The organism is Nocardioides aquiterrae (genome assembly GCF_039526625.1).
GTDB lineage: Bacteria > Actinomycetota > Actinomycetes > Propionibacteriales > Nocardioidaceae > Nocardioides > Nocardioides aquiterrae.
This window is the reverse complement of the sequence record NZ_BAAAJE010000020.1, coordinates 38,740-55,617: the sequence shown is the minus strand read 5'-3', so window position 1 is coordinate 55,617 and position 16,878 is coordinate 38,740. Positions and strand designations below refer to the sequence as shown.

Below are 16,878 nucleotides of genomic sequence, written 5' to 3'. Positions count from 1 at the left end.
ACCCGGGGGCTCTCACCCATTCAAGCCGACGCGCCCGCTACCAACGTCCTGGCTGGGTACAACTAGCCGGTTGCCGTCCACAGCGGGGCCGCCGACCACGTCGCCCACAGGCGGGGCGGGGCGCTGGTAGGGGCGCCGGCGCACGGGCGAGAACGCCGACCATGACAACTATCTCCTTGAGCACCGTCCAGCTTCGCCGGGACGACGTGCTGATGACCCACGAGCTCCTGGCAGCGGGCTACACCGATCGCGACATCACCCGCATGGTGCGCAGTGGCGAGCTTCACCGGCTCCGGCACGGTGCCTACACCTTCGGGCAGCTCTGGCGCGAGCTCGACGAGGTCGGGCGCCGCAAGCTGGTCGCCCACGCCACGTTGCGGAGTGCCCGGTCGCCGGCGGCGCTGGCGGGGCCGAGCGCGGCTGACGTCCTCGGGGTGCCGGTCTGGGACATGGGCGACACCACGCACCTGGTCCGTCTGGACCAGCTGGCCAATCGCCACAAGTGCAAGAAGGTCCAGCACCGCGGATCGATCCTCGTCGAGGACCTCACCGTCCGCGGCGGGATTCCCATCACCAGCGGGACCAGGACCGCGCTCGACATGATCGCCATCACCGACATCGCCCATGCTCTGGTGACCGTCAACGGCCTGCTGCATGTCCGCGAGACGACTCCGGAGCTGTTGCGACGGCGCGCGGCTGGTCTGCAGCACGACCCGCACACCGCGGACACCGCGATCGTGCTCGACCTCGCCGATCCACGTCCGGAGTCCGCCGGTGAGTCGCTGACGGTCTACCTCTGCTGGGCCCAGGGACTGCCCATGCCCATCCCCCAGTTCGAGATCCGGGACCGCAACGGTCGCCTGATCGGCCGAGTCGACTTCGCCTGGCCGGAGCTCGGCGTCTTCGTGGAGTTCGACGGCAAGCTCAAGTACGAGCGCTACCGCCGCCCGGGGGAGTCGGTCGCGGACGCCGTACTCCGGGAGAAGGCGCGGGAGGACGCCATCCGGGAGACCACCAGCTGGCGGTGCATCCGCATCGTCTGGGCCGACCTCTTCCAGGCCGAACGCACTGCGGCGCGCATCCGCGCCGCCTTCGCCGCCGGCCGGTGGTCCGCTGCGTGAGACGGCTCGCATCACTTGGCAGCCCGAACCCGCACGACACGCCGCGTCCCCCCGGCGTGTCGTGCGGGGATCGGCTGCCAGCAGCCGAACCCCGCGGCGAAGTGTCAGACGATGTCGCGCGCCGACACCCGCGCCTCGTCGGCCTCCTGGTCGGTGGGCATCAGCTGCGACTGGCGCTCGGCCTCGACCCGGCGCAGGTAGTGGTCGACCTCGTCGGCGGTGCGGGCGTCGTCCCAGCCGAGCTCGGCGGCCATGAGGGCCGCGGCGGCCGGCGCGGCGGAGACGCCGCGGTCGAAGGTCTCGATGGAGATGCGGGTACGCCGGGTGAGGACGTCGTCGAGGTGCCGCGCGGCCTCGTGGGTCACGGCGTAGACGACCTCGGCGGCCAGGTAGTCCTCGGCGCCGCGCAGCGGCTCCCCCAGCTCCGGCCGCTCCGCCACCAGCGCGAGGAGGTCGTCGACCAGCCCGCCGTACCGGCCGAGCAGGTGGTCGATGCGCGCGACGTGCAGACCGGAGCGCCGCGACAGCAACACCCGCTGGTTCGAGCGCGTCTCCCACTCGGTGGCCCCGACCAGCGGGACCCGGTCGGTGATGGAGGGACGGACCGTGAGGCCGAGCGTGGAGGACAGCGAGTGAGCGGCCGCGTCGACGGCGTCGCGGCCCATCACGCGGTAGGTCGTGAGCTTGCCGCCGGCGATCATCACCAGCCCCGGCACGGGCGTGACGACGGTGTGCTCGCGGGAGATCCGCGAGGTCGGCTCGGACTCGCCGGAGAGCAGCGGCCGCAGGCCGGCGTACACGCCGACCACGTCCGCGTGGTCGAGCGGCTCGCGCAGGATGGCGTTGACGTGGTCGAGCACGTAGTCGATGTCGGCCCGCGACGCCGCCGGGTGGGCCTTGTCCAGGTCCCACGGGGTGTCGGTGGTCCCGATGATCCAGTGCCGGCCCCACGGGATCACGAACAGCACGGACTTCTCGGTGCGCACGATGACACCGGCCTCGGACCGGATCCGGTCGCGCGGGACCACGAGGTGGATGCCCTTGGACGCCTGCACGTGCAGGGCGCCGCGGCCACCGACCATCTCCTGGATCTCGTCGGTCCACACCCCGGCCGCGTTGACCACGACCCGGGCCCGCACCTCGAGGTCGCGGCCGGACTCCAGGTCTCGCGCGCGTACGCCGACGACCCGCTCGCCCTCGCGCAGGAAGCCGGTCACCCGCACCCGGGTGGCCACCTGCGCGCCGTGGGCGGCGGCGGTGCGGGCGATCGTCGTGACCAGGCGGGCGTCGTCGACCTGGCAGTCCCAGTACTTGATCGCGCCGGCGAGGGTCGCCGAGTCGAAGTCGGGGGCGATCCGCCGGACCCCCGCGCGGGTGAGGTGCCGGTGCCGCGGGACCCCCATGTCGTACTTGCCCGCCATGGCCATGCCGTCGTAGAGCGCGAGCCCTGCGCCGACGTACGGCCGCTCCCAGCCCCGGTGCATGAGCGGGTAGAGGAACGGCACCGGCCGGACCAGGTGCGGCGCGAGCCGGGTGAGCAGCAGCCCGCGCTCCTGGAGCGCCTCGCGGACCAGCCCGAAGTCGAGCATCTCCAGGTACCGCAGGCCGCCGTGGATCAGCTTGCTGCTCCGGCTCGACGTGCCGCTGGCCAGGTCGCGCTGCTCGAGCAGCCCGGTACTCAGGCCGCGGGTCACCGCGTCGAGCGCGGTGCCGGCGCCCACCACCCCGCCCCCGACGACGAGGAGGTCGAGCTCGCCCGGACCCTCCATCGCGGCGAGGGCGTCGTCGCGAGCCTGCGGGCTGAGGGCGCTGAGCTGGCTCATGGCTCCAGTCTCGCAAACGCGCGTATCCGCAATGTGGCCTCCCACGTCACCCGGAGCGGATTCAATGAGGACGTGAGCAGGACGGGAGCGGCGCTGGCGCTGGTCCTCGCCCTCGCCGCGACCGGCTGCGCGGCGACGGCGCCCCAGCGGATGGAGCCGGTCGCCGCCGAGTCGCCCGCGGTGACGCCGGTCGTGCCGGCGCTGATGCCCACCCCGACCACCAGCCCGACCCCGACCCCGACGCCGACGCCGTCGCCGACGCCGACGCCGAGCGAGCCCCGCACGGTCTCGCTGGTGATGGGCGGCGACCTGCTCTGGCACAACACCGTCTGGGCGAGCGCGGCCGAGGACCACGCCCGGACCGGCGCCGGGCGCCGGTACGACTTCGACCCGATGTTCGCGTGGCTGCGGCCGGTCATCGCGTCCGCCGACGTCGCGATCTGCCACGAGGAGGTGCCGTTCGCGTCACCCGGCGAGCGCCTGCACAGCTACCCGGTGTTCCGCGCTCCACGCGCGATCGCCCCGTGGATCGGCTCGATGGGCTGGGACGCCTGCACCACGGCGTCCAACCACAGCATGGACGACGGCGTCGAGGGCATCGACGAGACCGCGGACCTGCTCGAGGCCGCCGGTGTCGACCACGTCGGCACCTTCCGCACCCCCGCCGAGCGCCGGGAGCCGGTGATCGTCACGACGGAGGACGGCGTGCGCGTGGGGATCGTCGCGGCGACGTACGGCCTCAACGGCTACGTGCTCCCCGCGGGGCACGAGTACGCCGTATCCCATCTCGGCGACGCCGACGACCTGCTGGCGCAGGCCCGCCGGGCCCGCGAGGCGGGGGCCGACATCGTGGTCGCCCACGTGCACTGGGGCATCGAGTACAGCCACGTCCCGGACGCCCAGCAGGTGGAGCTCGCGCGCCGGCTGACCGCGTCGCCGGACGTCGACCTGGTGCTCGGCGAGCACGCGCACGTCGTGCAGCCGATCACCCGGGTCAACGGGAAGTGGGTCGTGTACGGCCTCGGCAACATGGTCGCCCAGAGCGAGCTGGAGCGGCCGGCGGCCTACGAGGGCATCACGGTCACCTTCGACTTCACCGAGCGGCCGGGCGGCGGCTGGCGGGTCGCCCGCGCGTCGTACCTGCCGACCCAGTGGAACCACTGGTCGCCGGGCCACCCGATCCGCATCGCCCGGGCCACCGGGAGCCACCTCGCGTCCGTGCGCGCGGCCGTGGACGGCGTCGGCGGCAACGCCGGGCTGCAGGAGGACTAGACCCGGACCCGGGTGCCGAGCCCGGCGCGGTGGTCGTGGACCATCGTGTGCCGCGCCCGGGTCGCCGCGACCAGCTCGACGTCGATCTCGCCGACGGCCAGCCCCTCCTCCTCGCCCAGCCGCGCGAGCGGCCGGCCCTCCGGGTCGTACACGGCGGAGCCGCCGATGAAGGAGTACTCGCCGCACGGTCCGGTCAGCCCGGAGAACACGACGTACATCCCGTTCTCCAGCGCCCGCGCGGCGTAGTAGAGGTCGCGCCGGTGCGCGCCGCCCGGGAAGTACGCCGCCGAGCTGAGGTAGCCCACGGCGCCGTCCAGGGCGGCGGCCTGCGCGTGCTCGGGGAAGCAGCCGTCGTAGCAGATCGACAGCCCGAGCTCGACGCCGTCGACGACCACCGACGTGCCGTGGTCGCCGGTCGTGAACACCCGCTTCTCGAGCCCGTCGAGGAACTGCTTGTCGTACGGCGCGGTCGTGCTGCCGTCCGGCCGGACCACCACCTGCGACAGGCGCCGGGCGGCGCCCCGGGTGAGCGCGGTGCCGACCACCACGACCACGTCGCCGGCCGCGGCCGCCGCGCGGAGCGGGTCGAGCCAGGCGTCACCCAGCGCGGAGGCCTCGGGCAGCGGCCCCGCGAACGCGCCCGCGTCGTACCCGGTCAGGAACGCCTCGGGCAGCACCAGCACCCGCACGCCCTCGTCCGCGGCCCGGGCCGTGAGGCGGGCGGCGGTGGCGACGTTGGCCGCGAGGTCGCCGGCGACGGAGACGGCCTGGCCGGCCGCGACCCTCATCGGCGGGGCCTCACGCGGGCCTCACTCGACGACGATCTCGACGCGCTGGAACTCCTTGAGCTCCGTGTAGCCGGTGGTGGCCATCGAGCGGCGCAGGGCGCCCATCAGGTTCATGGTGCCGTCGGCGACCCGCGAGGGGCCGAACAGGATCTCCTCGATGGTGCCGACGGTGTCGAACTGGACGCGCTGGCCGCGCGGCAGGTCGTGGTGGTGCGCCTCGGTGCCCCAGTGGAAGCCGCGGCCCGGCGCGTCGCTGGCCCGGGCGAACGGCGAGCCGACCATCACCGCGTCCGCGCCGCAGGCGATCGCCTTGGCGATGTCGCCGGACTTGCCGATGGAACCGTCCGCGATCACGTGCACGTAGCGGCCGCCGGACTCGTCGAGGTAGTCGCGGCGCGCGGCGGCCACGTCGGCGACCGCCGACGCCATCGGGACGGCGACGCCGAGCACGGTGCGGGTCGTGTGGGCCGCTCCCCCGCCGAAGCCGACGAGGACGCCGGCCGCGCCGGTGCGCATCAGGTGCAGCGCGGCCTGGTGGGTCGCGCAGCCGCCGACGATCACCGGGACGTCGAGCTCGTAGATGAACTCCTTGAGGTTCAAGGGCTCCGCCTGCGACGAGACGTGCTCGGCGGAGACGGTCGTCCCGCGGATCACGAACATGTCGACGCCGGCGTCGACCACCGTCTTGGCGAACTCCTTGGTGTGCTGCGGGGACAAGGACCCGGCCACCGTCACGCCGGCGTCCCGGATCTCACGCAGCCGCTCGGCGATCAGCTCCGCCTTGACCGGCTCGCGGTAGATCTCCTGGAGCCGGCCGGTCGCGTCGATGCCCTCCAGGCCGGCGACCTCCTCGAGCAGCGGGTCCGGGTCCTCGTACCGCGTCCACAGGCCCTCGAGGTTGAGCACGCCGAGACCGCCGTACCGGCCCAGCGCGATGGCGGTCGCGGGCGACATCACCGAGTCCATCGGCGCCGCGAGCACCGGCAGCTCGAACCGGTAGGCGTCGATCTGCCAGGCGGTGCTGACCTCCTCGGGGTCGCGGGTGCGCCGCGAGGGCACGATCGCGATGTCGTCGAAGGAGTACGCGCGGCGGGCCCGCTTGGCCCGGCCGATCTCGATGTCGGTCACCGGAGAAGACTATCCGCCGCGCCCCGGCGCCCGACGACCGTCACACCACGCCCAGCTGGACGAACAGGACCCACACCAGCGCCGGCACGACGAGGACCATCGCCATCGCCCACACCAGCAGGGCCCGGAAGAAGACCCGTTCGTCCTCCGGCTCGGCGCTGGCCATCAGCAGGGCGCCGCTGGTCGACATCGGGCTGGTGTCGACCACCGACGCGCTGATCGAGAGCGCGACGATCACGCCGAGGGGCGTGAGGGCCGGGTCCATCGCGATCGGCACCACGACCGGGCTGATCACGCCCAGCGTCCCGGTCGTGGACGCGAACGCGGAGACGGCGCCGACCGCGTAGCAGGCGACCAGCGCGGCGACCGATCCGTTCCCGAGGCGCTCGATGGCTACCTGCAGCTCGTCGAGGGCGCCCATGGCCTCCAGGACGCCGACGTACGTCACGATGCCCGTCACCAGCAGGACGGCCGACCAGGGCATGTGCTTGATGGCCTCGTCCTGCAGCGAGGGCCGGACCACGATCAGGGCCAGCGCGATGATCAGCGTCGCGACCCCGACGTCGACCCCGAAGCCGGTGGTGAGCACGAGCAGCACCACCAGCCCGACCAGGGTCAGCACCCGGATGGGCGTCACCTCCACGCGGGTGGGCTGCACCTGCTCGGAGCCCCCTCGCTCGGCGGACCTCGTGGCTCCGGCCCCGCGCCGGCGCCGGCGCCGGGAGAGCAGCCCCTGGACCACGACGTAGGCCACCACGGCGAGCACCGCGTTGAAGGCGAGGCAGAGCAGGTAGAGCGGCAGCGTGCCCTCGGGCGCACCGGCGTCGTCGAGCATCTTGTTCGACAGCACGCCGAAGGGGTTGACGGGCGAGAAGGCCCCGGCGTTCGCGCCCTGCACGACGACCAGGCCCATCGCGAGGTTGCTGATCTCGAAGCGCGACCCGAGCGCCAGCGCGACGGGGGCGACGATCGCGATCGCCGCCGGGGTGAAGGCGCCGGCCGACGACAGGATCGCCGTGAGCGCGAACATCAGCACGGGGACCAGCAGGCGGCGCCCACCGGCGAGTCGCTCCGCCCAGTACGCGAGCAGGTCGATCGTCCCGGTGAGGCGGACGATCCCGAAGAGCAGCGTGGCACCGACGAGGATCAGGAACAGCCCGCCGGGGAACACGCCGACCACCTCCTCGGTGGAGAGGTCGGCCACGAAGGCGCCGACGGCGAAGGCACCGACGAAGGCGAGCAGGCCGGCGCTGATCCGGGTCAGGGACCCGATGGCGAAGGCGACGACCAGGATGGCGAAGGCGAGGACGGCCGGGCTCACCGGACCGCCTCGACCGGGCTGAACCGACCATCGAGGAGCCCGCCGGCGCCTGGGATGGCGGGCTCGTGGCCCAGGTGCCGCAGGATCTCGTACGTCGTCGCGGTGGCCGCGGTGACCACGGGCACCCCGAGCTCGTCCTCGACCTCCTGCACGGCGGGCAGCGAGGGCATCTGGACGCAGGCCGACAGCACGATGGCCTCGGCGCCCTCGCGGCGCAGCTCCCGCGCGATCCGGGGCAGCTGCGCCGGGTCGAGACAGCCGACGGCGAGGTTGTCCTCCACCTCGAGGCTGGCCGCGTCGAGCACCGAGATCCCGGAGCCCTCGACGTAGTCACGGACCATGGCGGTCAGCGGCTTCATGTACGGCGCGACCATGGCCACCCGGCCGGCGCCGAGGCCCTGGAGGACCCGCACCAGCGCCCCGGCGCTGCTGGTCACGGCGGCGGGATGGCCGTTGTCGGACGCCGCCCGGGCGATCACGTCCTCGGAGGCGGTGTGCGCGCCGGGACCCTGGGCCATGACCGCGACCAGGCAGGCGTAGGCGATCACGTCCACGTCGGCGTCCGAGACGGCCACGGCGCAGTCGGCAGCCTTGTCCACCATCGCGAGGAGCTCCTCGCGGGTGACGCTCTTCAGCGTCGCCCGCGCCGAGTGGAAGGTGTAGCGCTGACCGGTGGCCGCCGTCTGGCGGGCGAACAGCTCGGGCAGTTCGGTCTCCATGGTCGTGTTCGAGCTCGGCACGATGAGGCCGACCCGTGTCACGTCCCGGCGGCGCGGTTCGGCGCCGTTCTCGGCGGTCACCTGCTCGGCCGCCAGCAGCTCGTCTCGATTCCCCATGCTGTCCTCCGTCACCCGTATCGTGAGTACCCAACCCACCTTGTGGGATAGACCAGCTCACGTCAAGGGTGCATCCGGCGCCTACGCTGGGCGGCGTGGCAGCTACCGATGGCGCCCGCAAGGGCTCGACGCTCGTCCTGCGCAAGGTCACGACGATCCTCAACTGCTTCACCGTGGAGAGCCCCGAGCCGACGCTCCAGGAGCTGATCCGTCGGACCGGGCTGCCGGCCAGCACCTGCCAGCGGCTGGTCACCGACCTGACCCTGGAGGGCTTCCTCGACCGCGACGGCGACCGGTACCGCATCGGGGTCGCGCTCGTGCGCTGGGCGACGCCCGGCACGCTCGGGATGGACGTCGTCCGGCTGGTCCGGCCGATCCTCGACGACCTGCGCGACCAGACCGGCGAGTCCGCGTGCCTGTACGCCCGGGACGGGGTCTTCCGGACCGTGATCGCGGTGGCCCCGACCCGGCACGTGGTCATGCGGCCGTTCATGGTCGGCCAGGTGATGCCGATCCATGCCGGCGCGCCCGGCAAGGTGTTCCTGGCCTTCGACCCGGACGCGTGGGCGGACCTGGCCGGCTCCTCCCTCGCCCGCTTCACCGACGCGACGCCGACCTCGATGGCGAGCCTGGACCGCCAGCGCCGGGTCACCCGGGAGCAGGGCTACTTCGCGGCGTTCGGGGAGCGCCACGAGGACGTGGGCTCGATCGCCGCGCCGGTCTTCGACCACCAGGGCGAGCTGGAGGCGGTCATCGGGCTGGGCTTCCCGCTCCAGCGCGTCGGGCCGGGCCGCGAGCACGAGCTCGCTCCCGCGGTCGTGGCGGCGGCCCTCCGGGCCAGCGCGGCCCTGGGCTTCCGGCCGGAGGCTCAGCGTCCCGAGTAGTCGGGCGTCAATGGTCCGACCGGGCCTGGTGGGGGCCGGCGGCCGCGGTGGACGATGGGCCACCGCTCTCGAGGAGGCCCCATGCGTCCGCTCCCCCTGCTCGGCACGGTCGTCGCGGCCCTCGTGACCGCCGTCCTCGTCCCGGTGGCACCGGCGCACGCGGCGACGACGTACACGTGGCAGGGCACCGAGAGCAGCGTGTGGGGCAACAAGAAGAACTGGCAGCCCGAGGGGGTGCCGCAGAACGGCGACTCGGTCCAGCTCGCCTACGGGCCCCGGCCCACGATCACCGACGTCCCGGACATCCAGCTGGCCATGCTGACGGTGACCGGCTCGACCGACGGACTGGTGTCGATGTCCGGGCCGGGCGAGGTGATCACCGGCAGCCTGCAGTGGAACGGCGGTGACATCAACACCGGCCTGAAGGTCTCGGCGCCGCCCGGGGACCCGACGCCGTCGTTCATCATGATGGGCCAGACGCCGATGCGCTTCGGCGGCGGCGGGGACCAGACGCTCACGGTCGACAGCACCCTGTCGCTGATGACCGGTCCGGCGGCCGGCGACGACCCGTGGCTGACGTTCATGTTCGACAGCAACCTGCGGATCTCCAGCACCGGCAAGCTGCTGGTCGACCCCGCCGCCCGGGTGCTGGGCAGCCGCTGCTGCAGCGGCACCACCTCCACGGTCGTCGTCGACGGCACCCTCGAGGTGTTCTCGGCGACCGGGGCGACCGGCTACACCGCACGCTTCGACCAGCTCGGCTTCGACCTCGCCGGCGACGTCGTCGTGCCGACGGGCAACACGCTCGAGATCACCGGCGGTCCGATCCGGGTCGGCGGCCACGCCATCAACGGCACCGTCGGCGACGCCTCGGTCAAGGGCGGCGGCGTCGTGGACGTCAACGAGACCGACGGCGACGCCTACGACCCCGACCACCCGCTGCTGCCCGACGGGACGCTGAAGTTCATCGAGGACGGCGAGAAGCTGACCCTCGCCGACGACACCGTCCTCCGGCTCGGGCCGTACAGCGAGGTGTCCGGCGTCGGGAGCATCGAGGGCAAGGGATCCGTCACGCTCGCCGGTACGACGGTGCGCGGCCGGCTCACGATCGGCGACGGCGTCCCGGCGACGACCGAGGCGGGCACGCAGACGACCATCGCGGTCTGGGACCGGGACCTGCCCGGGCAGACCGGGCTGCTGACGCCCGCCGGCGGCCTGCGCATCGCGCCGGGATCGACGCTGCGGGTCCTCGGGGGCGGCGGGCGCCTCGCCGTGCCGAAGGACGCGACGCTCGAGCTGCCGGCCGGCGCCACCGTCGACGCGGGCGGCTGCTGCTTCGACAGCGGGCAGGTCATCGTCAAGACGGGCGCCACGATGAAGATCGGCGAGGGTGAGGGCGACCCCGCGGTGCTGCGCTGGATCGCCCTCGGCGGGCAGGGCACGATCGAGCACTCCGGCTCGTCGACCTGGGACCTGGCCGAGACGACGTTCACCAGCGGCGCCCGGATCACCGGCGACGGCACCATCACCGGCGACCTGCCCGCCGGCCCGGCCGAGATCCGGCCCACCGGCGTCCTCACCGTCGACGGCGACCTCACCACCAACCAGGCCGGCCGCTACCGGCCGCTGCTGGCGACGCTGCGCAGCGAGCCGAAGGCTGCCGGGCGGCTGGTCGTGACCGGCGACGCCGCCCTGGCGGGCCGGCTCCAGCCGATCGGCGACACGACCTACCCCGTGGGCCGCCGGGTCGTCGTGCTCGAGGCCGGCAGCATCACCGGCGACTACCGCTGCGCGATCGCCGGCGGCATGATCCTCGACCCCGCCCCCACGGGCATCGGGCTGCGCGCCATCGAGACGCGGGTGTCCGACTGCCTGCGGCCGGCGGCGAAGCCGGTCCTCGCGGCCGCGTTCAGCGGCACCCGGAGGGTGGATCTCGGGCTCCCCGACGCAACGGTGTCGATCCTGGTCGACGTGACGGTCTCGGGCGCGCCCCGCGGCGCCACGCTGAAGCTGTCGGCCGGTCGCGGCACGGTGACGGTCCAGGTGCCGAGGCGGCGTACCGTCGCCCGCCAGCTCGAGGTGCCGGTCGCGCCGCAGACCCCGCTGACCGTGCAGCTCACCAAGCGCGCCCGGGTGAAGATCGACCAGGTGGGCTACGCGGTCTAGCGTCCCGAGTAGTTCGGCGCCTCGACGGTCATCTGCACGCCGTGCGGGTGGCTCTCCTGGAGCGAGGCCTGGGTGATCCGCACGAAGCGGCCCTTCTCCTGCAGGTCGGGGATGGTCCGCGCGCCGACGTAGAACATCGACTGGGTCAGGCCGCCGATCAGCTGGTGGGCGACCGCGGCGAGCGGGCCGCGGTAGGCGACCTGGCCCTCGATGCCCTCGGGCACGATCTTGTCGTCGCTCTCGACCTCGGCCTGGAAGTAGCGGTCCTTCGAGTACGACTTCTTGCCGCGGCTCGACATCGCGCCCAGCGAGCCCATGCCGCGGTAGGACTTGAACTGCTTGCCGTTGACGAACACCAGCTCGCCCGGCGACTCCTCGCAGCCGGCCAGCAGCGAGCCGATCATCACGGTGTCGGCGCCGGCGACGATGGCCTTCGCGATCTCGCCCGAGTGCTTGAGCCCGCCGTCGGCGATCACGGGGACGCCGGCGGCCTTGCAGGCCAGCGCGGCCTCGTAGACCGCAGTGACCTGGGGTACGCCGACGCCGGTGACGACCCGCGTGGTGCAGATCGAGCCCGGGCCCACGCCGACCTTGACGGCATCCGCGCCCGCGTCGACGAACGCCTGGGCACCCTCCCTGGTGGCGACGTTGCCGCCGACGACCTGGACGTGGCGCGTCGCGGGGTCGCTCTTGAGGCGCTGGACCATGTCGAGGAGCATCCGCACGTTCCCGTGCGCCGTGTCGGCGACGAGCACGTCCACGCCGGCCTCGATGAGCGTGGTGGCGCGCTGCCAGGCGTCGCCGAAGTAGCCGATCGCGGCACCCACGAGCAGCCGGCCCGAACCGTCGTACGACGCGTGCGGGAACTGCTCGCCCTTGACGAAGTCCTTGACGGTGATCAGGCCCGCGAGCCGGCCCTGGTCGTCGACGAGCGGGAGCCGCTCGCGCTTGTGCTGGCGCAGCAGCAGGGTCGCGTCCTCGCGGCTGATGTCGGCGGGGCCGGTGATCAGCGGCATCGGGGTCATCACCTCGTCGACCTTGGTGGTCGCCCACTCCGCGACCGGGGTGAAGCGCAGGTCGCGGTTGGTGATGATGCCGAGCAGCCGGTTGTCGCTGTCGACGACCGGGAAGCCGGAGACGCGGTACTCGCCGGCCAGCTGGTCGAGCTGCTCCAGCGTCGCGTCCGGGCCGATCGTCACGGGGTTCGGGATGATCCCGGTCTGGGTCCGCTTCACGAGGTCGACCTGGTAGGCCTGGTCCTCGATCGAGAGGTTGCGGTGCAGGACGCCCAGCCCGCCCTGGCGGGCCATCGCGATCGCCATCCGCGACTCGGTCACGGTGTCCATCGCGGCGCTGACCAGCGGGACGTTGAGGCTGATCTCGCGGGTCAGCCGCGTCGTCATGTCGATGTCGGCCGGCGCGAGGTCGGAGTGACCGGGCAGCAGGAGGACGTCGTCGTAGGTCAGGCCCAGGGTGGCGAACTTCTCGGGAACCTCCACTCCCCCAGCCTACCGACCGGCTACGCGTGCAGCGGCTTCAGGTCGCGGACGGCGATCCGCACGGTCAGGAGGTCGCCCGCCATCCGGATCCGGCCGCGGAGACCGGCGGCCATCACCATCGGCAGCACGGCCTGGTTGTCCGACCGCGTGGTCAGCACGATCTCGTCGGTCCCGAGCCCGCTCGCGAGCCGCGCGGCGTCGACGAGCAGCCGGGTGCCGATGCCGCGGCGCTGCCACGCGGGGTCGACCCGCAGCGTGACCTCGCCGTCGGCCGCGACCACCGCCAACCCGACCGAGACGCCGTCGACCGTGGCCGACACCGAGTCGCCGTCGGCGACGTACTCGGGCGTGCGGCCCGCGCCGACGCGCCTGCCGGCCGCCGGGGGTGCGGGTGCATGGCCGCGCGCCAGCACGTCCGACACCAGGTCCGCCATCGCCGCGCCGCGCGCGTGCTCGGTCGCCGTGAACGGCGCGGTACGGCTCACCTGCACCCGCACGTCCCCGACGACCAGGTCCATCACGTCCAGCTCGGGCGACGAGCCGGCCTCGGCGTCGAACAGCCGGGCCACGACCTCGGGGAAGGACGCCGGCTGCCCCAGGATCGACCGCGCGGCCTGCACGTACCGGGTCGGCTGGTCCATCAGCGCGGCCTCCGTGCACGGGGCGGCGCTCACCGAGTGGCCGCCCGAGCGCCCCAGCAGGTCGGCGATCTCGGCCTCACCCCACCCGTCCGGGGTGCGCAGCACCAGCTCGTCGGTCACCGACTCGACGCCGGGAAAGATCTGCAGGCCCAAGATGTTCACGCCCGCCTCGCCGCAGGCCGCCGCCAACGCGGCCAGCGCACCGGGCCGGTCGGGCAGGGTCGTCCGTACTCGCCACAACATGGCGTCAGCGTGGACCGGCGACGTTGCGCGTCGAAGTCCGGCGTGTTTCGCCCGGTTTACGTATGCTCGCTCGATGCGTGCTCTCGGACTCGCCCTCGCCCTCGTCCTCCTGCTCGGGTCCTCGCCGGCCCTCGCCGACCCGGTCGTGGTCACCCCCGACGACGCGGTCAAGGCCCGTCCGGGACGCGACTACACGCGACTGGCGACCATCCGCCCCGGCGAGGACGGCTACCCGGTCGGGGTGACGCCGGCAGGGAGGATCGTGCTCCAGCGGTACGCCCACGGCGGCAACACCTTCACGGTCCTCGACCCGGAGTCCGGGCACCGGAAGAGGCTGCCCGGGCCGGACAGGGGCTCCGGCCTCCTCCGGGTCACGGCGAGCGAGGCCTGGTACGAGGACGTCAACTCCCGGACGGGCCGCACGACGATCCTCCGCTACCGGCGCGACACGGGCCGGGTGCGCTCCTTCCGGCTGCCCGAGGAGTTCGAGCGGCAGGTGTCCTACGTCATCGGCCTGGACGGCGACACCGTCTGGTACGGCAGCGCCCCGCCCCGCGAGGACCACGCCGACAGGAACGTCTGGTCGATCCGGTTCGGCCACTCCGGGACCCTCACGCCGCGCGGCCGCCACCGCGGCAACCCGGTCTACGCCGACGGCATCCTCGCCTGGACGAGGCAGCCCGACGTCGACCGGCCGGGCCAGGTCCTGCTGCAGGACGTCGCCACCGGCGCGGTCACCACGACCGAGATGCCGGCCGGGTGCTCCCAGCGCAGCAACCCGATCCAGAGCAACGGCAGCGAGTTCGTCGCCGTCCTCGCCTGCGACCACCCCGAGCAGAAGGCGATCGTCGTGGACCGCTCCGGCGCGACGACCGCGATCCTCGAGATCGCCATGGAGGACGGCGCCTTCGGGACCAGCGACCGCGGCGTCTTCTTCTACGACAGGTTCTACGACTTCGCGACCGGGCGGCTGCTGGACGTCTCGGACATCGGGTACGGCGACATCTGGCCGCTCGGCGGCCCCGGCGAGCACCCGGTGCAGGTGTGGCCGCAGAGCGGAGGCAAGGACCTCGTCGTCCGCCTGAAATGAGCGAAGGCCCCGCCGTGCCGGCGGGGCCTTCCTCATCGATCACTCAGTGGCCGTGACCGTGCCCGTGGCCGTGGCCGGCCGCCTGGGGCTCCTCGTCCTCGGGCTTGTCGACGACGAGGGTCTCGGTCGTGAGCAGCATGCCCGCGATCGAGGTGGCGTTGACCAGCGCGGAGCGGGTCACCTTCACCGGGTCGAGGACGCCCTGGGCGACCAGGTCGCCGTACTCGCCGGTCGCGGCGTTGTAGCCGTTGCCGGGGCCGAGCTCGCGCACCTTGGTGGTGACGACGTAGCCGTTCTCACCACCGTTCTCGGCGATCCAGCGCAGCGGCTCGTCGGCGGACTTGCGCACGACGCGCACGCCGAGCGCCTCGTCGCCGGTCAGGCCGAGGTCGTCGGAGAGGACCGACACCGCGTGGATGAGCGCGGAGCCGCCGCCGGGGACGATGCCCTCCTCGATCGCGGCACGCGTCGCGGAGACGGCGTCCTCGATGCGGTGCTTCTTCTCCTTCAGCTCCACCTCGGTGGCGGCGCCGACCTTGATCACGCACACGCCGCCGGCCAGCTTCGCGAGGCGCTCCTGGAGCTTCTCGCGGTCCCAGTCGGAGTCGGTGTTCTCGATCTCGGCCTTGATCTGGTTCACGCGGGCCGCGACCTCGGCCGGGTCACCGGCACCGTCGACGATCGTGGTGTTGTCCTTGGTGACCACCACGCGGCGGGCCTGGCCGAGCACCTCGAGGCCGACCTGGTCGAGCTTGAGGCCGACCTCGGGGGCGACGACCTGACCGCCGGTCAGGGTCGCGATGTCCTGCATCATCGCCTTGCGGCGGTCGCCGAACGCCGGGGCCTTCACCGCGACGGCGTTGAACGTGCCGCGGATCTTGTTGACGACCAGCGTCGAGAGCGCCTCGCCCTCGACGTCCTCGGCGAGGATGAACAGCGGCTTGCCGGACTGGATGACCTTCTCGAGCAGCGGCAGCAGCTCGGAGACCGCCGAGATCTTGCCCTGGTGCAGCAGGATGTACGGGTCGTCGAGGACGGCCTCCATCCGCTCCGGGTCGGTCACGAAGTACTGGCTGATGTAGCCCTTGTCGAACTGCATGCCCTCGGTGAACTCGAGCTCGGTGCCCATGGTGTTGGACTCCTCGACCGTGATCACGCCGTCCTTGCCGACCTTGTCGAAGGCCTGCGAGAGCAACTCGCCGATCACGCTGTCGCGGCTGGAGATGGTGGCGACCGACGCCATGTCCTCCACGGAGTCGACCTCGCGGGCGGCCTCCTTGAGCGCGTCGCCGACGGCCTCGGCCGCGGCGTCCATGCCCCGCTTGAGCCCCATCGGGTTCGCGCCGGCGGCGACCGCGCGGAGACCCTCGTGCACCATCGCCTGCGCCAGCACGGTGGCGGTCGTGGTGCCGTCACCCGCGATGTCGTTGGTCTTGGTGGCGACCTCCTTGGTCAGCTGCGCTCCGAGGTTCTCGAACGGGTCGTCGAGCTCGATCTCACGCGCGACGGTCACGCCGTCGTTGGTGATGGTCGGGGCGCCCCACTTCTTGTCGAGGACGACGTAGCGGCCCTTGGGCCCCAGCGTCACCTTGACGGCGTCGGCGAGCGCGTCGACGCCGCGCTCGAGAGCACGGCGGGCGCTCTCGTCGAACTCCAGGATCTTGGGCATTGCTCTCCTCTGACGAAGATCGGGTGGTCCGCCTCAGGCGGGTGTATTCACCCGGGAGAGGCGGACGACCCGTTCGGTGATTCAGGAAACGACGGCGAGGACGTCGCGCGCGGAAAGGATGAGGTACTCCTCGCCGGCGTACTTGACCTCGGTGCCGCCGTACTTGCTGTAGATGACCTTGTCGCCGACGTTCACGTCGAGCGGGACGCGGTTGCCGTTGTCGTCGATCCGACCGGGACCGGTCGCCAGGACCTCGCCCTCCTGGGGCTTCTCCTTGGCGGTGTCCGGGATGACCAGGCCCGAGGCCGTGGTCTGCTCGGCGTCGAGCGGCTTGACGACGATGCGGTCCTCGAGGGGCTTGATGTTGACCGACACGTGTCGACCTCCACTTTCTGGC

General features: G+C 72.7%; 14 protein-coding genes. 5 read left to right on the top strand and 9 right to left on the bottom strand.

Annotated elements, in window-relative coordinates; genetic code table 11:
- Positions 1–161 precede the first annotated feature (161 nt).
- Positions 162–1,121 (top strand): type IV toxin-antitoxin system AbiEi family antitoxin domain-containing protein, encoded by a 960-nt coding sequence (locus ABD086_RS18500; RefSeq protein ID WP_343909088.1) that lies wholly within the window; start codon positions 162–164, stop codon positions 1,119–1,121.
- A gap of 104 nt (positions 1,122–1,225) precedes the next feature.
- Here the strand turns inward: ABD086_RS18500 and ABD086_RS18495 are convergent, their stop codons facing one another.
- Complete coding sequence (locus ABD086_RS18495; RefSeq protein WP_343909087.1) at positions 1,226–2,944, bottom strand: glycerol-3-phosphate dehydrogenase/oxidase; 1,719 nt, start codon at positions 2,942–2,944, stop codon at positions 1,226–1,228.
- A gap of 72 nt (positions 2,945–3,016) precedes the next feature.
- Here ABD086_RS18495 and ABD086_RS18490 point away from each other — a divergent pair, with 72 nt between their 5' ends.
- A complete protein-coding gene (locus tag ABD086_RS18490; RefSeq protein WP_343909086.1) occupies positions 3,017–4,216 on the top strand; it encodes a CapA family protein in 1,200 nt (399 codons plus the stop codon).
- Here the strand turns inward: ABD086_RS18490 and ABD086_RS18485 are convergent.
- The 4 genes from ABD086_RS18485 to ABD086_RS18470 are packed head-to-tail and all read right to left on the bottom strand — an operon-like array spanning position 4,213 to position 8,289.
- Positions 4,213–5,004, bottom strand: coding sequence for a carbon-nitrogen hydrolase family protein (locus ABD086_RS18485; protein WP_343909085.1), 792 nt, complete (start codon positions 5,002–5,004; stop codon positions 4,213–4,215). The two genes, ABD086_RS18490 and ABD086_RS18485, sit on opposite strands and share 4 nt — an antisense overlap.
- A 21-nt stretch (positions 5,005–5,025) precedes the next feature.
- Positions 5,026–6,132 carry a GuaB3 family IMP dehydrogenase-related protein gene (locus ABD086_RS18480; protein ID WP_343909084.1) on the bottom strand — a complete coding sequence of 369 codons (1,107 nt, stop codon included), beginning with the start codon at positions 6,130–6,132 and terminating at the stop codon, positions 5,026–5,028.
- A 40-nt stretch (positions 6,133–6,172) separates the two neighbouring features.
- Complete coding sequence (locus ABD086_RS18475) at positions 6,173–7,453, bottom strand: SLC13 family permease (protein ID WP_343909083.1); 1,281 nt, start codon at positions 7,451–7,453, stop codon at positions 6,173–6,175.
- Positions 7,450–8,289 (bottom strand): maleate cis-trans isomerase family protein, encoded by an 840-nt coding sequence (locus ABD086_RS18470; protein ID WP_343909082.1) that lies wholly within the window; start codon positions 8,287–8,289, stop codon positions 7,450–7,452. Before ABD086_RS18470 ends, ABD086_RS18475 begins: the two co-directional genes overlap by 4 nt.
- Positions 8,290–8,384: 95 nt before the next feature.
- On the opposite strand from ABD086_RS18470, the gene ABD086_RS18465 reads away from it, so the two are divergent.
- Positions 8,385–9,173: an IclR family transcriptional regulator gene (locus tag ABD086_RS18465; RefSeq protein WP_343909081.1), complete on the top strand. Its 789-nt coding sequence runs from the start codon at positions 8,385–8,387 to the stop codon at positions 9,171–9,173.
- Positions 9,174–9,254: 81 nt separating this feature from the next.
- Positions 9,255–11,339: a hypothetical protein gene (locus ABD086_RS18460; RefSeq protein WP_343909080.1), complete on the top strand. Its 2,085-nt coding sequence runs from the start codon at positions 9,255–9,257 to the stop codon at positions 11,337–11,339.
- Here ABD086_RS18460 and guaB read toward each other — a convergent pair.
- Together guaB and ABD086_RS18450 are read right to left on the bottom strand one after the other, a co-directional pair.
- The gene (gene guaB, locus ABD086_RS18455) at positions 11,336–12,838 is read right to left on the bottom strand and encodes an IMP dehydrogenase (protein ID WP_343909079.1); all 1,503 of its coding nucleotides are present in this window, start codon (positions 12,836–12,838) and stop codon (positions 11,336–11,338) included. The two genes, ABD086_RS18460 and guaB, sit on opposite strands and share 4 nt — an antisense overlap.
- Positions 12,839–12,858: 20 nt before the next feature.
- A complete protein-coding gene (locus ABD086_RS18450) occupies positions 12,859–13,722 on the bottom strand; it encodes a GNAT family N-acetyltransferase (protein WP_343909078.1) in 864 nt (287 codons plus the stop codon).
- Between the two features lie 73 nt (positions 13,723–13,795).
- On the opposite strand from ABD086_RS18450, the gene ABD086_RS18445 reads away from it, so the two are divergent.
- The gene (locus ABD086_RS18445; protein WP_343909077.1) at positions 13,796–14,812 is read left to right on the top strand and encodes a hypothetical protein; all 1,017 of its coding nucleotides are present in this window, start codon (positions 13,796–13,798) and stop codon (positions 14,810–14,812) included.
- A 43-nt stretch (positions 14,813–14,855) separates the two neighbouring features.
- On the opposite strand, the gene groL is transcribed toward ABD086_RS18445, so the two are convergent.
- A complete protein-coding gene (gene groL / locus ABD086_RS18440) occupies positions 14,856–16,481 on the bottom strand; it encodes a chaperonin GroEL (protein WP_343909076.1) in 1,626 nt (541 codons plus the stop codon).
- Positions 16,482–16,562: 81 nt separating this feature from the next.
- Positions 16,563–16,856, bottom strand: coding sequence for a co-chaperone GroES (gene groES, locus ABD086_RS18435; protein WP_343909075.1), 294 nt, complete (start codon positions 16,854–16,856; stop codon positions 16,563–16,565).
- Between the last annotated feature and the right edge of the window lie 22 nt (positions 16,857–16,878).